The organism is Paractinoplanes tereljensis (assembly GCF_016862435.1).
Classification (GTDB): domain Bacteria; phylum Actinomycetota; class Actinomycetes; order Mycobacteriales; family Micromonosporaceae; genus Actinoplanes; species Actinoplanes tereljensis.
In genome coordinates this window covers 513,035-529,441 of sequence record NZ_BOMY01000002.1, presented here as the reverse complement: position 1 = coordinate 529,441, position 16,407 = coordinate 513,035, and the positions used below count along the sequence as shown (strand labels likewise).

Here is a 16,407-nt window from a genome sequence, read left to right as displayed (position 1 = left end):
AGAGTCCGTTATGCCGGTTAGATTACGGATGGCGCCGCCTCACGAGGATCTTAGATCGCGTGTTTGCGCTGCTGAGGGCCGGTTTTACCGGTGCCCCGACCGCCCCCAAGGTGCGGTACCGACAGGCAACCCTCGTCGGCTGACGAGGACGCGAAGCCAGGGGCCTCCCCGCTGGAGAGGCTGCCCAGCCGCCGAAGGAGACAGGAAGAGAATGCGTCATCGACCAATCCAAACGGCGCCGCCCGAGCGTGTGCCGTTCACGTTCTGGGGACGACACCGGATCCGGACGGTTCTGGCGGCGGCCACAGCCTCTGCGGTTGCCTTTGTCCCGGCGATGCTCGCGCCGTCGCCCGCCTACGCTGTCAACACGTCCAGCGTTGCCGACATCTCCGTCGCGGACGCCGCCAACTGGGAAGGCGGGAAGGTCACCTTCACGGTGACGTACACCGGTGCGGGTCCCGGGGACTTCACCTTCTCGGCCGCGGATCTCAGCGTCGGTCCTGGTCATGCGGTGGGCAACACCACGCCGGTGAACGGTGTGGATGACTACGACAGTGACCCCAGCCGCACCTCGATCACCTTCCCTGGCACCCTCGCGGGCGGCAACAACACCACCACGGTGAGCTTCGCCACGGAGAACGACGGCGACGGCGTCGACGAGGACTTCCAGTTCGTCGTGACTGACACGGTCAGCAATACGGTGAACGCCACGGGCACCATCTGGTCGGTGGGTTCATACCCCAACCTGACCATCGAAGGCCCCTCCAGCGCGCTGCTGGAAACCGCGATTATGTCGGCCGGTGGAACCACTCAGCGGACGGCTCGGATCACCGCGACGATCGACACCGCGATGTCACACGATGTCACCATCCCGCTGAGCACCGCGATGGACACCAACCAGGCCGCCGACGACCAGGCGATCTCCAGCGGCGGTGCGTTCCGGGACTTCACGGCGTTGCCGGCCAATGCCACGATCGTCATTCCGGCTTACAGCTACACCGGCTACCTTGACGTCGAGCTGTTCGACGACGCTCTCGACGAGCCGGACACCCAGTACTTCTGGGTTCAGGCGGGTACACCGCTGGGGGCCCAGGCGGCCACCGGCAGCCCGGTCGAGGTCGCCATCACCGATGACGACTCGCCTCCGTCGATCAGCATCGGAGACGCTCCGGCCGTGACCGAGGGTGGGACTCTCAAGTTCCCGCTTACGCTGTCCGCGCCGTCGGAGAAGCAGGTAACTGCGCACTACACCTCCGCGGACGGGACCAAGCTCGCGGATTCCAATGGCGCCACTCTCGCCGACTCCGACTACACGCAGGTGTCGGCCGGTTCGGTAAACCTTCCCAAGTACACCAAGACTGGCGTGGCCACCATCGTTTCGCTTACTGACGGCGACTTCGAGGGCCCGGAAAACGTGCGGGCGACTCTGGGCACCCCGGACGAAGCCACGCTGGGCACGCCGGCCACCGGTACCGGAATCATCAACGACGCCGACGGGCAGACCTCGGGCCCGACCGTCACGCTGACGCCGCTCACCTTCAAGGAGCTCGACTCGGGCGAAATGGTGCGGCAGATCCACGCATCGCTGCCCACCGGTCCGTTCCCGACAGCCATCCAGATTACCTACAAGTTCAAGGATGGAACGGCCAAGTCCGGGATCGACTACAAGGGCACCGACGGAAGCTTCACCATTCCGGCGGGCACGACGAGCTGGACCCAGGACATTCCGGTCACCATCTACGGTGACAAGATCCTGGAAGGCAACGAGAACTTCAAGATCACTCTGGCCAGCCCGAACGGCACCATCCACAACCCGAGCGACCAGACCGTCACGATCGACGAGTCTGGCGAGTCGGACTCGATTCCGACCTTCACCACGTCGGACGTCTCGGTGACCGAGGGCAACAGCGGAACCACTTACGCGAAGGTGCCGATCGCTCTGAGCGGGCCGTCCAAGACGGACACCGTGTTCAGCTTGAGCTTCGCCGACGGAAGCGCCGTTGAGTCCGGCACCCAGGCGGGGGCCAACGACTACGACATTCCGGCCGACGCGACCGTCACGATCAAGGCCGGCGACACGGCCGGCTGGGTGAACGTCCCGATCAACGGCGACCTGGTCTACGAGCGCGACCAGGTGTTCAGCTTGACTCTGGCTACGGCCAGCACCGACGTCGACACCCAGAACACCCCGGACGTGCTGCACACCTCGCGCATCACGATCGGCAACGACGACGCCATGCCGACGCTGACCTTCAACAGCGGCTCCGTGGCCGAGGGGCAGTCGCTCCCGGTCACCGGTTCGATCGTCGGAGTCTCGGAGTACCCGTACACCCTCGGTTTCACCGTGGGAGCGGGCAACCCGGCGGCCACGAATGGTACGGACTTCACGCCGCCCACCGGGTTCGCCACCGCCGCGGTCAGTGTGCCGCGTGGCAGCACCGGAAAGCTGACAGACCTCAACGGGGCGTACACCTACTCGTTCTCGGCTCTTCAGGACACGATCGACGAGCCGACCGAGGCGTTCACCGTCACGGCGAACGAGACCACCGGTGCGCTGACCGGCTTCACGCCGGCCACCGGAACCTTCAAGATCACCGATGACCCGCTGGACCTTCCGCCGGCGGCCTCGATCGGTGATGTGACGGTCAACGAGAAGGACAAAACGGCCAAGATTCCGGTCGACCTGACCTTCACCGGTGAAGCGACCTCGACCGTCCAGACCGTTACGATTCCGTACTACACGGAGGACGGCACGGCCAAGGCTGGTAAGGACTACAAGCTGAGCAAGGGCACGATCGAGGTGCCGCCGGGCACCATGAAGTCGTGGATCGAAGTCCCGCTGATCGATGACCACTCGGTGGAGCCGGACGAGACCTTCGCCGTCCACCTCGGCAACCCGGGCCCGCTCGGCGCGTCGGTAGTCAACGGTGACGCGACCGTCACGATCAAGTCGGACGACAAGACCGACGGCAGCCTGGCGCTGAACGTGGCGGGCACCGTTTCCGGTGGCATCAACACGCCGATCTGGGGCAAGGCTGCTCCGGGTGCCATGGTGGAGCTCTGGGGTGCTCCCATCTCGACCAAGAACGTTGAGCTGTGGAAGCTTGCCACCGTCAAGGCGGGGGCGGACGGCACCTACAAGTTCGTTCGCACGCTGAGCCAGGGTTACCGCTTCAAGGTTTCCTCGGACGGCGACGAGTCGATGGAGAAGCGGGTCAACGTCACCCAGGCTCCGGTCTTCGTGGCCAGCTCGCCCAGTAAGGGCTGGGTCAGCTTCGCTGTCCAGGGCACCCCGCGCGGCGTCGGCCAGGTTGTCATCGTGCAGCGCTGGGTCGGTGGCAAGTGGGTCAACACCTGGACCGGCACGACCGGCAGCAACAACCAGTGGAAGGCTACGGCCAAGGTGGCCTCCGGCTCTTCGCACACGGTTCGGGCCTTCGTGCAGGGCTTCACGCCCAACGGGATCTGGGGCGGCTACTCCGCCACCAAGAAGATCACCATCAAGTAACTAGCAACATCTGACCAGACGAAGACGGGGGCGGCCATCCGGCCGCCCCCGTCGCCTTTTGCGTTAGTCGACTTCCGCCACCGCCTGGGCGAACTGGGCCGAGTACAACCGGGCGTACGCCCCGTCGGCCTCGATCAGCTCGTCGTGGGTGCCCATCTCGACGATGCTGCCGTGCTCCATCACCAGGATCACGTCGGCGTCGCGGATGGTGGACAGCCGGTGCGCGATGACGAAGCTGGTGCGTCCGGTGCGCAGGCTGTTCATCGCCCGCTGGATCAGCACCTCGGTGCGGGTGTCGACCGAGCTGGTCGCCTCGTCGAGGATCAGGATGCTCGGCTCGGCCAGGAACGCCCGGGCGATGGTGATCAGCTGCTTCTGCCCGGCGCTGACGTTCGAGCCCTCCTCGTCGATCACCGTGTCGTAGCCGTCCGGCAGCATCTTGACGAACGCGTCGACGTGCGCGGCCTCGGCGGCCTGCTTGACCGACTCCAGGTCGAAACTGTCGGCGCCGTACGCGATGTTCTCGGCGATGGTCCCGCCGAACAGCCAGGTGTCCTGCAGCACCATGCCCATGTGTTCGCGCAGTTCCTCGCGCGGCATCGCGGCGATGTCCACCCCGTCCAGGGTGATCCGGCCCGAGTCCACGTCGTAGAACCGCATCAGCAGGTTGACCAGGGTGGTCTTGCCGGCGCCGGTGGGTCCGACGATGGCCACCGTCTGGCCGGGCTCGGCCACCAGCGACAGGTCGTCGATGAGCGGCTTGTCCGGCAGGTAGCGGAACGACACGTCCTCGAACGCGATCCGGCCCTGCACCCGCGCAAGGCCCGCGGACGGCGGCTCGGGGGACTGCTCGGCCGAGTCGAGCAGCTGGAACACCCGCTCGGCCGACGCGACGCCGGACTGCACCATGTTGGCCATCGACGCCACCTGGGTGAGCGGCTGGCTGAACTGGCGCGAGTACTGGATGAACGCCTGCACGTCGCCCAGCGACAGCGCGCCACTGGCCACCCGCAGGCCGCCGACCACGGCGACCAGCACGTAGTTGAGGTTGCCCAGGAACATCATGGCCGGCTGGATCATGCCGGAGATGAACTGCGCCCGGAAGCTCGACGCGAACAGCTTGTCGTTGTGCTCGTCGAAGGTCTGCTGCGCCTCGTCCTGCCGGCCGAAGACCTTGACCAGCGAGTGGCCGGTGAACATCTCCTCGATGTGGCCGTTGAGCTTGCCGGTGGTCTTCCATTGGGCGACGAAGTTGGGCTGGGCCCGCTTGCCGATCTGGGTGGTCACCAGGAACGACAGCGGCACAGTGATCAGCGCGATCAGGGCCAACAGCCAGGAGATCCAGAACATGAAGGCGAGTACGCCGATGATCATCAGCAGCGAGTTGAGCAGCTGGGCGAAGGTCTGCTGCAGGGTCTGCGCGATGTTGTCGGTGTCGTTGGTGGCCCGGCTGAGCACCTCGCCGCGCGGCTGCTTGTCGAAGTAGGACAGTGGCAGCCGGGACAGCTTGGCCTCGACGTCGCGCCGCAGCCGGGACACGCCGTTCTGCACCACGGTCGCGATCAGCCGGCCCTGCAGCACGCCGAGCATCCACCCGACCACGTAGACCACGACGACCCAGGCCAGCAGGTGGGCGAGCTTGGTGAAGTCGATGCCCTGCCCGGGGGTGAAGTCGACCGCGGAGAGCAGGTTGGCCTGGGTGTCGTTGCCGGCCGCGCGCATTGCGGCGATGGCCTCGGCCTTGGTCGTTCCGGGCTGGAACAGCTTGCCGATCACGCCGGAGAAGATGATGTCGGTGGCCTTGCCGAGCAGTTTCGGCCCCCACACGGTCAGCCCGACGCTGGCGATGCCGAAGATCAGCGCGGCGCCGACCAGCAGGCGCTGCGGTTTGAGCAGCCCGAGCAGCCGCAGCGTGGAGCCGCGAAAGTCATCAAGCTTTTCGGTGGACTTGCCACCGGCCATCATCATCCGGGCGGCCGGCGGTCCGCCTACCGGCGGCCCAGGCTGATTCGGGGCGGTCATGCGGCGGCCTCCTGCTCAGTAAGTTGAGAAAGAACAATTTCCCGGTACGTCGGATTGGTGTCCATGAGTTCGGTGTGGGTGCCGGTCCCGACGACCTTGCCGTCGTCGAGGACGATGATGCGGTCGGCGTCGCGGATGGTGCTGACCCGCTGGGCGACGATCACCACGGTGGCGTCGGCGATGTAGGCGGTCAGCGCGGCCCGCAGCGCCGCGTCGGTGGCGTAGTCGAGCGCCGAGAACGAGTCGTCGAACAGGTAGATCTCCGGCCGGTGCACCAGCACCCGGGCGATCGCGAGCCGCTGCCGCTGCCCGCCGGAGACGTTGGTGCCGCCCTGCGCGATCGGCGCGTCCAGCCCGCCCTCCATCTTCTCCACGAACCCGCGAGCCTGGGCGACCTCGAGGGCCTCCCAGAGCTGCTCGTCGGTGGCGTCCGGGTTGCCGTAGCGCAGGTTGCTCGCGACCGTGCCACTGAACAGGTACGGCTTCTGCGGCACCAGGCCCACCGTGGTGGACAGCAGGGTCGGGGCGAGCTGCCGCACGTCGACCCCGTCGACGAGCACCTCGCCGTCGCTCACGTCGAACAGCCGTGGGATCAGGTTGAGCAGCGTCGTCTTGCCGCTACCGGTGCTGCCGATGACCGCGGTGACCTCCCGCGGCCGGGCGGTGAGGTTGACGTCGTGCAGCACCGACGCCTCGGCCCCGGGGTAGTGGTAGTCGACGTCGCGCAGTTCCAGGTAGCCGTGCCGGCTCAGCGTCGTCACCGGGCTGGCCGGCGGCTCGACGGTCGACTCGGTGCCGAGGATCTCCTCGATCCGCTCGGCGCAGACCTCGGCCCGCGGGATCATGACCATCATGAAGGTCGCCATCATGATCGACATGAGGATCTGCATGAGGTAGCTGAGGAACGCGGTCAGCGCGCCGACCTGCATGTGGCCGGAGTCGATCCGGTGACCGCCGAACCAGAGGACGGCGATGCTGGAAATGTTCACGATCAGCATCACGGACGGGAACATCGTCGCCATGATCTTGCCGGCCCGCATCGACACGTCGGTGAGCTCGGCGTTGGCGCCGGCGAACCGCTCCTGCTCCCGGTCGTCACGGACGAAGGCGCGGATCACCCGGATGCCGGTGATCTGCTCGCGCATCACCTGGTTCACCTTGTCGATGCGCACCTGCATCGAGCGGAACAGCGGCCGCATCCGGCTGATGATCAGCGCGACCACCGCGATCAGGACCGGCACGATGACCAGCAGCAGTGACGACAGCGGCACGTCCTGGTGCAGGGCGAGCAGCACGCCGCCGACGCACATGATCGGTGCCGACACCATCAGCGTGAAGGTGAGCAGCACCAGCATCTGGACCTGCTGCACGTCGTTGGTGGTGCGGGTGATCAGCGACGGGGCGCCGAACTGGCCGACCTCGCGGGCCGAGAAGCTCTGCACCTGCCGGAAGATCGAGGACCGCAGGTCGCGGCCGACCACCATGGCGGTCTTGGCCCCGAAGTACACCGCCACGATCTGGGTGGCGATCTGCGCGACGGTGATCGCCAGCATGAAGCCGCCGATCTTCATCACGTAACCGGTGTCGCCCTTGATGACGCCGTTGTCGATGATGTCGGCGTTCAACGTGGGCAGGTAGAGCGTCGCCAGCGTCTGGAGCAGCTGGAAGAACACGACCAGTCCGATGGTCCCCCGATAGGGCCGGAGATGGACGCGTAGGAGTTGGATGAGCACGTCTACTGAGCCCCCCGCTTGAGAAAACCGTCTAGTAGGAGCGAGGCCAGATCGGCCCCGCGGAAGGTGTCCGGGTCGCCGAACGGCCCGTACGTATTGGCACCGCAGAAGAGCAGCAGCATCGTGGCCACCGCCTCGGGCGAATGGCGCAGCCGCGCCGCGTCCGGCGCGATGACCTCGACCAGCGCGTCCTTGAGCCGTTCCCGGCTGGACGCCATCCGCTTGCCGGTCTCCGGGTCGTCCGGCCCGGCCAGAATCAGCTTGCGCGCGGCGCTCATCAGCGCGGCGTTCTCCGCCATCCGGGCATGAATCAACTCGGCCGCCTCGGCCATCCGCTCGCGCAGCGGCAGCGCCCGGTCGATCAGTGCCAGCCCGTCCAGCGTCACCTGCGGGTCCAGCGCCTTGATCACCGAGCACACGACAAGCGAGTTCTTGCTTTCGAAGACGCCGAAGATGGTGCCCTCGGCGACGCCCGCGGCCGCGGCGATCTGCCGGGTGCTGACCTCGAGACCGTGCTCGTGCAGGAGCGGGATGGTCGCTGCGATCAGGGCCGCGCGGCGTTCCTCCGGCGCCAGGGCCGGAACTCTTCTACGCCTGTTCTCCACGTGACCGAACTCTACTGAGCGAGCACTCACTCAGCCACTGACATTTGTCATGGGTGTTCCCTCAGGTCGTCGGGGTGGAGGCCGATGGAGCGCTCGTGCGGCGAACCCCGATGGATGATCACACCGCGGACTACTGGGCCCGTCAGATCCGGATCGGCGCCGTTATCGCGGCCGTCGTCACCGCGATCGGCGCCATGCGCATCGCGATGAGCTGGTCGGGGGCGAGCCGATGGTGGCTCATCCCGGTTCTGCTGGCCGTCGCGGCTCAGGCGGTCCTGATCCGCCTGCCCTGGAACCGGCTGGTGCGCCGGGACGGATTCCGCCGGCAGTTGCTGCTGTGGTGGTTCGCCGAGTTGCCGGTGCTGCTGCTGTTCGGCTTCGCTGACCCGGGTGGCGCCTTCCTCTATCTGCCGGCCGCCGTCCTGCTGCTGATGTCGGCCGCCGCTCTCTGGGCACCCCGGACCGTGGTGCTGTTCGGCGCGGCCTCGGGTCTCGGCTACCTGGTCCTACTGCCGGTCAAGGCGCACACCGGGGTCGCCCTGACCTTCGTCGTGGTCGCGATGTACGGCTGTGTCACCGCCCTGACCGCGATCAACTCGCAGAGCCGGCGCCGCCTCGACGGCCGCCGCCGGCTCGCCGAGCAGCGCGCCGAGACCCTGCTCGAAGCCTCCGCTGACACCGTCCTCGCGGTCGGCCGGGACAGCACCGTCAAATACGTGAGCGCGTCGATTGAGCAGCTGCTCGGACTCCGCGCGGACGATTTGCGAGGATCCCAGCTCACCCGGGTCATGCACGCCGATCGCCTGGGCGAGCTGAACGACTTCATGAACCGGATGCTGGCCCTGCCGATCGGGCAGAGCCTGCGGGTGGAGAGCCGGCTGCACAACACGGCCGGCGAGTGGGTCTACGTCGACGTGATGGGCACCAACTGGATCAACAGCCCCGAGCTGCAGGCCATCGTGGTCAGCCTGCGCGACATCAGCGCCCGCCGCGAGCTGGAGATGCAGCTGCACCGGCAGGCGTTCACCGACTCGCTGACCGGCATGCCGAACCGGGCCAAGTTCCGGCAGACGCTCGAGGAGGCGGTCGAGTCCGGCGGTCCCGAGCCGGTCACCGTGCTGCTGCTCGACCTGGACGACTTCAAGCTGGTCAACGACAACCTCGGGCACAGCGCCGGCGACGAGCTGCTGAGCACCATCGCCGAGCGGCTGCGCTCGGTGGTCCGGCCGGCCGACATGCTGGCCCGGCTGGGTGGCGACGAGTTCGCCATCCTGCTGCGCGACCTCGACCCGACCGACGCCTCCGGCCTGGCCGAGCGGCTGCTGGCCATCGCCCGCGAGCCGATCCGGCTGGCCAGCCGGGACATCAGCTGCTCGCTGAGCATCGGGCTGGCCGTCTCCACCGGCGGCGAGATCGGCGCCGAGCAGCTGCTCGGCAACGCCGACCTGGCCATGTACGCGGCCAAACGGGCCGGCCGGAACGGCTACGCGATCTTCGACCCGACGATGACCCTCTCGGTGCTGGAGGAGGCGCAGCAGCGGGCCGACATCGAGCACGCGCTGGAGCACGACGAGTTCCGGGTGCTCTACCAGCCGGTCGTGGACATGACCACCCAGCAGCTGATCGCCGTCGAGGCGCTGGTGCGTTGGCAGCACCCCCGCGATGGACTGCTCGGCCCGTACCACTTCATCGCCAGCGCCGAGGCGAACGGCCTGATCGTTCCGCTCGGCCGGTGGGTCCTGCGGCAGGCCTGCGCGCAGCTGGCCCGGTGGCGGGCGGAATCGCCGGCCGCGGCCGGCCTGCATGTGAACGTCAACCTCTCGGCCCGCCAGTTCCAGTACGCCGGACTGGTCGAGGACGTGGCGGAAGCCCTGGCCGACGCCGGTCTCGACGCCGCCTCGCTGACCCTGGAGATCACCGAGTCGATGCTGATGGCCGACATCGAGACGGCCAAGGAGACCCTGTACGCACTGCGCGGCCTCGGCGTCCGGCTGGCCATCGACGACTTCGGCACCGGGTACTCGTCGCTGAGCTACCTCAAGCAGCTCCCGGTCGACGTCATCAAGATCGACAAGACGTTCGTCGACGAGGTGCACATCGACGAGGACGACGTGGCCCTGGTGGACGCGGTGGCCGGCCTCGGCCAGGCGCTGAAGATGAAGACCGTCGCCGAGGGCATCGAGACCGATGCGCAGTGGGACACGCTGCGCAAGATCGGTATCGACCACGGCCAGGGCTACCTGTTCGGCCGGCCGGCCGAGCAGGAACGGATCCTGGAGATGCTTGCGGTCACCGTGGCTTGAACCGAGCCCCGGCCGCTGCCGTTTACTAGTAGCAGGTAGTAATCGGCGGTAAGGAACCCGAGTTGTCCCAGAACAAGCACCATCTGCGCCGTGTCGGCGGCGCCGTGGTCACTGCACTCGCCGCTCTCCTGGTCTTTCTCGAGCTCGTCATGCCCGACCAGATCACGCGGCTCCCACCCGGTAATTTTTGGCTGAACGCCCTGGTCCGCATCCCTATCGAGGCGATCGTCGTGATCGCCGTGCTGCTCGTCCTGCCGGAGCGCGCCCGCCGCGCCGGCGCCACCCTGGTCGGTCTCACGCTCGGTCTGCTCACCGTCGTGAAGATCATCGACATGGGCTTCTTCGCGGTGCTGGCCCGGGAGTTCGACCCGGTTCTCGACTGGGTGCTGTTCACCGACGGCTACCACTTCCTCCAGGACTCGATGGGCAAGCTCGGTGCGTTCGGGGTGGCCGCTGCGGCCGTCCTGCTCGCCCTCGCCCTGCTCACCTTCACCACGCTGGCGGTGCGGCGGCTCTCCCGGCTGCTCGCCGCGCACGCCCGACCCACCCGGCACGCCACCTTCGCCTTCGCGAGCGCCTGGATCGTGCTGGCCGTACTCGGCGTGCAGATCGTCGGCGGCATCCCGGTGGCCTCGCAGGCGGCCGCCGACCTGGCCCGCGACACCGCACTCAAGGTGCCGCAGGACATCGCCGACCGGAAGGCCTTCGAGCAGGAGGTCAAGGTCGACGCTTTCCGCAACCTGCCGGACGACCAGCTGCTCACCGCGCTGCGCGGCAAGGACGTGATCGTCAGCTTCGTGGAGAGCTACGGCCGGGACGCGGTCGAGGACCCCGAGTTCAACTCGGCGGTGCTGGCCCGGCTCAAGGCCGACGACGCCAAGCTGACCGCCAAGGGGTTCGCGTCCCGGACCGGCTTCCTGACCTCGTCGACCTCGGGCGGCGGCAGCTGGCTGGCCCACTCGACGTTCCTGTCCGGCCTGTGGATCGACAACCAGCAGCGGTACCGCAGCCTGGTCAACACCGACCGGCTGACCCTGACCCGGGCGTTCAAGCGGGCCGGCTTCCGCACCGTCGGGGTCGAGCCCGGCGTCACGTTCGCGTGGCCGGAGGGCCAGTTCTACGGCTACGACCAGGTGTACGACTCGCACACGCTGGACTATCACGGGCCGATGCTGAGCTGGTCGACGATGCCCGACCAGTTCGTGATGAAGCAGTTCCAGCAGCTCGAGTACGCGAAGAAGGACCGCGGCCCGCTGCTCGCCGAGATCACCCTGACCTCCAGCCACACGCCGTGGGCGCCGATGCCGACGATGCTGCCGTGGGAACAAATCGGGGACGGGTCGGTCTACGGACCGATGATCGCCGCGGCCGACAGTGCCGGCACGGTCTGGAAGAACAACCACAGAATCCGGCAGGCGTACGCGTCGTCCATCGCCTACTCGATCGACTCCCTGACCTCTTACGTCGAGCAGTACGGTGACGACAACCTGGTGATGGTGTTCCTCGGCGACCACCAGCCGGCCTCGATCGTGGTGGGACAGAACGCCAGCAAGGACGTACCCATCTCGATCGTGGCCAAAGATCCGAAGGTCTTGGATCGCATCGCGAGTTGGGGTTGGACGACCGGGCTCACACCGGCGCCGACGGCGCCGGTGTGGCCCATGAACGAGTTCCGCGACCGCTTCCTGACGGCCTTCAGCCCGCTAGGGTCGCCGCACTAATCCACCGTGCGCGGCAGCGTCGCGGCCGCCTGCTTGAGGGCGGCCGCGGCGTTGTTGTACGGGTTGTAGGTGTACGTCCGGGACAGCGTCCCCGGCACCGTGAAGTACTCGGCCGACAGCTTCGCCGGATCCGTCGCGATCTCCCCGCGAGCCGGCACGTCGTTGCCGTCGTCCCAGCCCCACGGCGCGTTCGCCGAGTTGGTGCCGCAGGAGTAGGTGCCCACCCCGCAGTCGCCCGAGGTGTCGCCCTTGAACGTGCCGAGCGCCGCGAACAGGTTGGCGTTGGTGCGCTGCGCCCACATGCCGCCGTCGGCGAAGATGTCGATCAGCTGGTACTGCACGTCCCGGTCGTCGGCGCTGCTCGGCGACTCCGAGGCGGTCAGCGACGGGTAGTAGACGAGGCCGTCGCCGACGATGTCGTACTGCGGCCACGCCTTGAAGCCGTGCCCCTTCGCCTCCTGCGCGGTCACCGGGTGCTGGAAGGAGTCGTGGGTGGACGCCTTGAGCTGCAGCGTCCCGTCGATCGTCTCCTTGCCGTTGGTCCAGGTGCTGCCGGCCGGGGTGTACGAGAAGAAGTCGCTGTGCGCCACGGAGACGGCCGCGCGCAGTACGCCGTACTCGGAACCGTCTTTTTCGATGATCTCGGTGAGACCCTCGCCGTCGTTCTCGTGCTCGGTCTCGAAGAACGGGTGATCGACCCAGTCCCGCGGGTGGTAGAAGAAGTAGGTGATGAACCAGTGGCTGCTGGTCTCGGTCACCGCGTAATACGCGGCCGCCGCGGTGCTCTGCCCGGCGTGGTCCCAGTTGTCGGTCCCGACCAGGTTGTTGTCGTAGTCGTACCGGGTGATGAAGTCCGACTTGCCGGCCAGCGCGTGGCTGCCGGTGACGTCCACGTCCTGGTAGTGGATCGGCGCCCACCGCAGCGCCACCTCGGCCCGCGACGGCGCCGCGTGCGCGGGCGCCGCCACCAGCGCTGTCGCCAGCCCCGCTACCGCCGCCATAACCCTGATGCTCATGCCTGCTCCCACGTTTCGGCTCGATCGATCCAGGTAAATCTATGAATAACCTTCTTGTCAGTGGGTAGCGTTTCGGCGAAATATGCCTGGACAGCAGACGTAGGCTTCCCGCGTGTACAGCGTCGATCTCGGGGGCGGCGCCATGCTGCGACCGCTCGAGCCCTGGCAGGCAGAAGAGTTCCTGGCCCACATGGACCGCGCCCGCGACACGGTCGACCCGTGGATCCCGTGGGCGTCGATCAGCACCGACCTGGAGTCGGCCCGCGCCACCCTGCAGCGCTACGCCGACAAACAGGCTGCCGACAAGGGCCGCATCTACGGCATCTGGCTGGACGGCACCCTGGTCGGCGGCACCATGTTCGTCACCTTCGACGTCGACAGCGGCATCGCCGAGGTGGGTTGCTGGCTCGAGCCGGCCGGCACCGGCCGCGGCCTGATCACCGCCGCCGTCCGGCTGCTGATCGACTGGGCCTTCCGGGTGCGCGGCCTGCACCGCATCGAGTGGCACTGCCGCCCTGACAACAAGGCCAGCTCGAACGTCGCCCGCCGGGCCGGGCTCAAGTTGGAAGCGACGCTGCGCGAGAGCTACCCGTGGAAGGGCGTCCGGCACGACACCGAGATCTGGGCGGTGCTGGCCCCGGAGTGGTCGTAGTAGGCTGCCCGCATGTCTCAGACACCGCCGTAGGGTTTTCGCCTTTCTCGCGTCCCTACCGGTCTGGACATTCCTGGAGCTTCCATGCCCACCCCCGCCGAGGCGGGGAGTTACCGTGCCGTCCTACGCCTGCCATTCGCGCTGCGCATCTTCGCGCCCGCGCTGGCCGGCCGACTGGCGTACGGTCTCCTCCCGCTGGCCACCCTGTTCACCGTCAGCCAGACCACCGGCTCGTACGCAGCCGCCGGCCTGGCCGTAGCCCTCTTCGGCCTGACCTCGGTCACCCTGCCGCTCAAGGCCCGCCTCGCCGACCGCCACCCCATGTTGCTGCCGCTGCTGGCCCTGGCCTGCGCGGTCTTCCTGGCCGCCGCCGCACTCCTGCCGTGGCCGGTGCCTTTCGTCGCGGTCGCCGGCCTGGCGGCCCCACCGCTGGGCCCGGCCATGCGCTCAGCGTGGCGCTCACTCACCGAGGGCACCACCCTCAAGGAGCGGGCGTACGCCCTGGACGCCATCGCCGAGGAGACCCTGTACCTGCTGGGCCCGCTCCTGACCGGCTTGCTGATCGCGATAGCTCCCGCCCGCTGGGCGTTGCTGCTGACCGCCTTCCTCCTCGCAGCCGGCACCATCGGCATGACCGCGGCAACCGCCGCCCGAGGTAGGCCCGCTCCCGCCGGGTCCGACGCCCGCCAGGTCTTCGACCTCGGGCCGCTGCGGTCGTTCCGGCTGTGGCGGGTTCTCGCTGTCCTGGTGGTGGCCGGGGCCGGGATCAGCGTCGCCTTCACCGCGATGGCGGTGGCCGCCCAGCAGGCCGGGCACCCCGGCGCGGCCGGCCCGCTGGAGGCCGGCGTGGGCGCCGGTAGCGTGGTCGGCGGCCTGCTCTGGTCTCGTCGCCGCCACACCCGGCCCCGGGCCTTGCATTTCGGCGGCCTGCTGGGACTGTTCGGGGCGGGCCTGCTGGCCGCCGCGGCCGCCCCCGGCCTGCTGACACTGGGCGTGGTGATGGCCCTGGCCGGCGTGGCGGTCTCCCCGCTCTACGTGGCCGCCTACCTGGCCGCCGACGACCTGACCCCACCCGAACACCGCACCGAGGCCAGCACCTGGGTAAACGTGGCCGCCAACGCCGGCAGCGCGGCCGGCGCGGCGGCCGCAGGCCTGCTGACCGACCTGGCCGGCCCGGCCACGGCGTTCCTGGCCGCCGGAACTCTCCTGGCCGCAACCGCGTTGGCCGCTCTCCTATCCGGCAGCAGAGCCACCCGAAACCACCCCAGCCGCGCAGCCCTCCGGGATTAAGGTCGTTCGGTGTTCCCCGAGCCCACGCTGACCCGCCGCCGCGAGGGCGGCCACGACATCCCGCTGCTGGTCTGGCACCTGCCGGACCCGGCGCTGGCGATCTCGTCGGCCACCCTCGGCGGCGGCGTGGGGGAGTGCCACTGGTTGATCAACGCCACCGTCCCGATGTCCTACGACCGGGACGACCCGGCCATCCACCTGTCCGAGATCGCGGCCGGCCTCCACCTGGCCGGCCGCGGGGTGGGCTTGATGACCGGCGTGGATGTCGCCGACGTGGTCGCCGAGACCGACGCCGGCGTGCGGCTCTGGGCGACGGTAGGCCTGGGCGCACCGATCCAGGCCTACGCGCCCGCCGAAGGCCGAAGCGCCGTAGACGCGCCACCCGTCGGCACCATCAACGTCGTCGCCTGGGTTCCGCAGCGACTCAGCGAGGGAGCCCTGGTCAACGCGATAGCCACCATCACCGAGGCAAAGACCCAGGCCATCCGCGATCTGGGCCTGCCCGCCACCGGCACCGCGACCGACGCGATCTGCGTCCTCTGCCCACCCACCGGCCCCGAAGCCCCCTACGGCGGCCCGCGTTCCCGCTGGGGCGAGCCCTTGGCGAGGACGGCTTACCGGGCTGTTTGCCGAGGCGGCGAAGTCAATCTGGCCGGAACTCAGTCCTGGAGCGAGCGCAACGGCCTGTGACACCGTTCAGTCCACCGGCGGTCGTGCCGGCGATCGCCGCCGCCCGCGGCGTCGGCCTCGGCTTTCCGGAGCTACAGCCCGACCTTCTTGACGCCGTAATTGGCCTGCGTGGCAGTGAAGCCTTCGAACTTGAGCTGCCCGATCAGTCCGGAGCGAGAGAACGAACTGGTCTCCAGGTAGTCAGCTGCCTTCTTGGCGGCCTGTTCGTTCCAGTTGGCTTTCTGTGCGTCCACGCCGAACGTGGCCTGCTTGGTGGAGAAGCCTTCGAACTTGAGCTGTTTTATCAGCCCCGAGCGGGAGAAAGCGGAGTACGACAGGTAGTCGGCTGCCTTGTCGACGGCATTCTGCTGGGAGACGGTCAGCTCTTTGGTGGGCTTGGCGGTAGGCTCCGCGACGGCCTCGGTAGTGGCTTCGACGATGGGCTCGGTGGTCGGCTGACCGGCGGAGCCGAGGCTGCCTTTGTAGTCGCCGCACACGGCGGTGTCCCAGAGCGCCGGGTCGTAGGCGCGAGCGCCGGCGGTCATGTCGATGCACACCTGGAGCTTGTCGATCGCTTCCTGGTTTTTCGCGTTCCCCGCCGTGGTGGCGGCCGCAACGGGTGCGGCGGGCGTCTCGTCGCCCCCGCCGGCGGCGACCCCGATGATGACCAAGCCGGCGAGGACGCCGCCGCCGATCAGGCCGGCTTTCTTGCCCCGGCTCATTGTCTTCTTCGGGGAGGGGACCGGGCTGTACTCGGGAATAGACATGAATGTCTCCCCTCGCGTGTGGACTTGGATCAGCGGTGGCGCTTTTCCAACCCACCATTCGAATGAGGCCGCCATCAGGCTAAATCTCATCGGCAGCAGGTCAATCCATCGGACGTGCAAC

At 68.1% G+C, this 16,407-nt stretch carries 11 protein-coding genes; 6 read left to right on the top strand and 5 right to left on the bottom strand.

Translation table 11 applies throughout. From position 1 onward, the window contains the following. The first annotated feature begins 28 nt into the window (after positions 1–28). Positions 29–3,508 carry a Calx-beta domain-containing protein gene (locus Ate02nite_RS03685; protein WP_203798663.1) on the top strand — a complete coding sequence of 1,160 codons (3,480 nt, stop codon included), beginning with the start codon at positions 29–31 and terminating at the stop codon, positions 3,506–3,508. Positions 3,509–3,571: 63 nt separating this feature from the next. Here the strand turns inward: Ate02nite_RS03685 and Ate02nite_RS03680 are convergent, their stop codons facing one another. From Ate02nite_RS03680 to Ate02nite_RS03670, 3 genes are read right to left on the bottom strand one after another with little or no spacing between them, the layout of a single operon-like run. Beyond that, on the bottom strand, positions 3,572–5,530 hold the full coding sequence (locus tag Ate02nite_RS03680; RefSeq protein WP_203798661.1) for an ABC transporter ATP-binding protein: 1,959 nt from the start codon (positions 5,528–5,530) through the stop codon (positions 3,572–3,574). Then, complete coding sequence (locus Ate02nite_RS03675; protein ID WP_203798659.1) at positions 5,527–7,263, bottom strand: ABC transporter ATP-binding protein; 1,737 nt, start codon at positions 7,261–7,263, stop codon at positions 5,527–5,529. Before Ate02nite_RS03675 ends, Ate02nite_RS03680 begins: the two co-directional genes overlap by 4 nt. 2 nt (positions 7,264–7,265) lie before the next feature. After that, the gene (locus Ate02nite_RS03670; protein WP_203798657.1) at positions 7,266–7,868 is read right to left on the bottom strand and encodes a TetR/AcrR family transcriptional regulator; all 603 of its coding nucleotides are present in this window, start codon (positions 7,866–7,868) and stop codon (positions 7,266–7,268) included. 95 nt (positions 7,869–7,963) lie between these two features. Here Ate02nite_RS03670 and Ate02nite_RS03665 point away from each other — a divergent pair, with 95 nt between their 5' ends. Both Ate02nite_RS03665 and Ate02nite_RS03660 read left to right on the top strand, forming a co-directional pair. Beyond that, the gene (locus Ate02nite_RS03665) at positions 7,964–10,171 is read left to right on the top strand and encodes a putative bifunctional diguanylate cyclase/phosphodiesterase (RefSeq protein WP_203798655.1); all 2,208 of its coding nucleotides are present in this window, start codon (positions 7,964–7,966) and stop codon (positions 10,169–10,171) included. Positions 10,172–10,233: 62 nt separating this feature from the next. Further along, entirely contained in the window at positions 10,234–11,892 is a 1,659-nt protein-coding gene (locus Ate02nite_RS03660) for a sulfatase-like hydrolase/transferase (RefSeq protein WP_203798653.1), read from the top strand. Here the strand turns inward: Ate02nite_RS03660 and Ate02nite_RS03655 are convergent. After that, positions 11,889–12,908 (bottom strand): hypothetical protein, encoded by a 1,020-nt coding sequence (locus Ate02nite_RS03655; RefSeq protein ID WP_203798651.1) that lies wholly within the window; start codon positions 12,906–12,908, stop codon positions 11,889–11,891. The genes Ate02nite_RS03660 and Ate02nite_RS03655 overlap by 4 nt on opposite strands. Before the next feature lie 112 nt (positions 12,909–13,020). Between Ate02nite_RS03655 and Ate02nite_RS03650 the strand changes: the two genes are divergently transcribed. The 3 genes from Ate02nite_RS03650 to Ate02nite_RS03640 all read left to right on the top strand — a co-directional run bounded on the left by Ate02nite_RS03650 (position 13,021) and on the right by Ate02nite_RS03640 (position 15,540). Next, the gene (locus Ate02nite_RS03650; protein WP_203798649.1) at positions 13,021–13,560 is read left to right on the top strand and encodes a GNAT family N-acetyltransferase; all 540 of its coding nucleotides are present in this window, start codon (positions 13,021–13,023) and stop codon (positions 13,558–13,560) included. Between the two features lie 84 nt (positions 13,561–13,644). Next, a complete protein-coding gene (locus tag Ate02nite_RS03645; protein ID WP_203798647.1) occupies positions 13,645–14,850 on the top strand; it encodes an MFS transporter in 1,206 nt (401 codons plus the stop codon). A gap of 9 nt (positions 14,851–14,859) precedes the next feature. Further along, on the top strand, positions 14,860–15,540 hold the full coding sequence (locus Ate02nite_RS03640) for an adenosylcobinamide amidohydrolase (RefSeq protein WP_203798645.1): 681 nt from the start codon (positions 14,860–14,862) through the stop codon (positions 15,538–15,540). 71 nt (positions 15,541–15,611) lie between these two features. Here Ate02nite_RS03640 and Ate02nite_RS03635 read toward each other — a convergent pair whose 3' ends face one another. Further along, positions 15,612–16,286, bottom strand: coding sequence for an Ltp family lipoprotein (locus Ate02nite_RS03635; protein WP_203798643.1), 675 nt, complete (start codon positions 16,284–16,286; stop codon positions 15,612–15,614). Positions 16,287–16,407 lie beyond the last annotated feature (121 nt).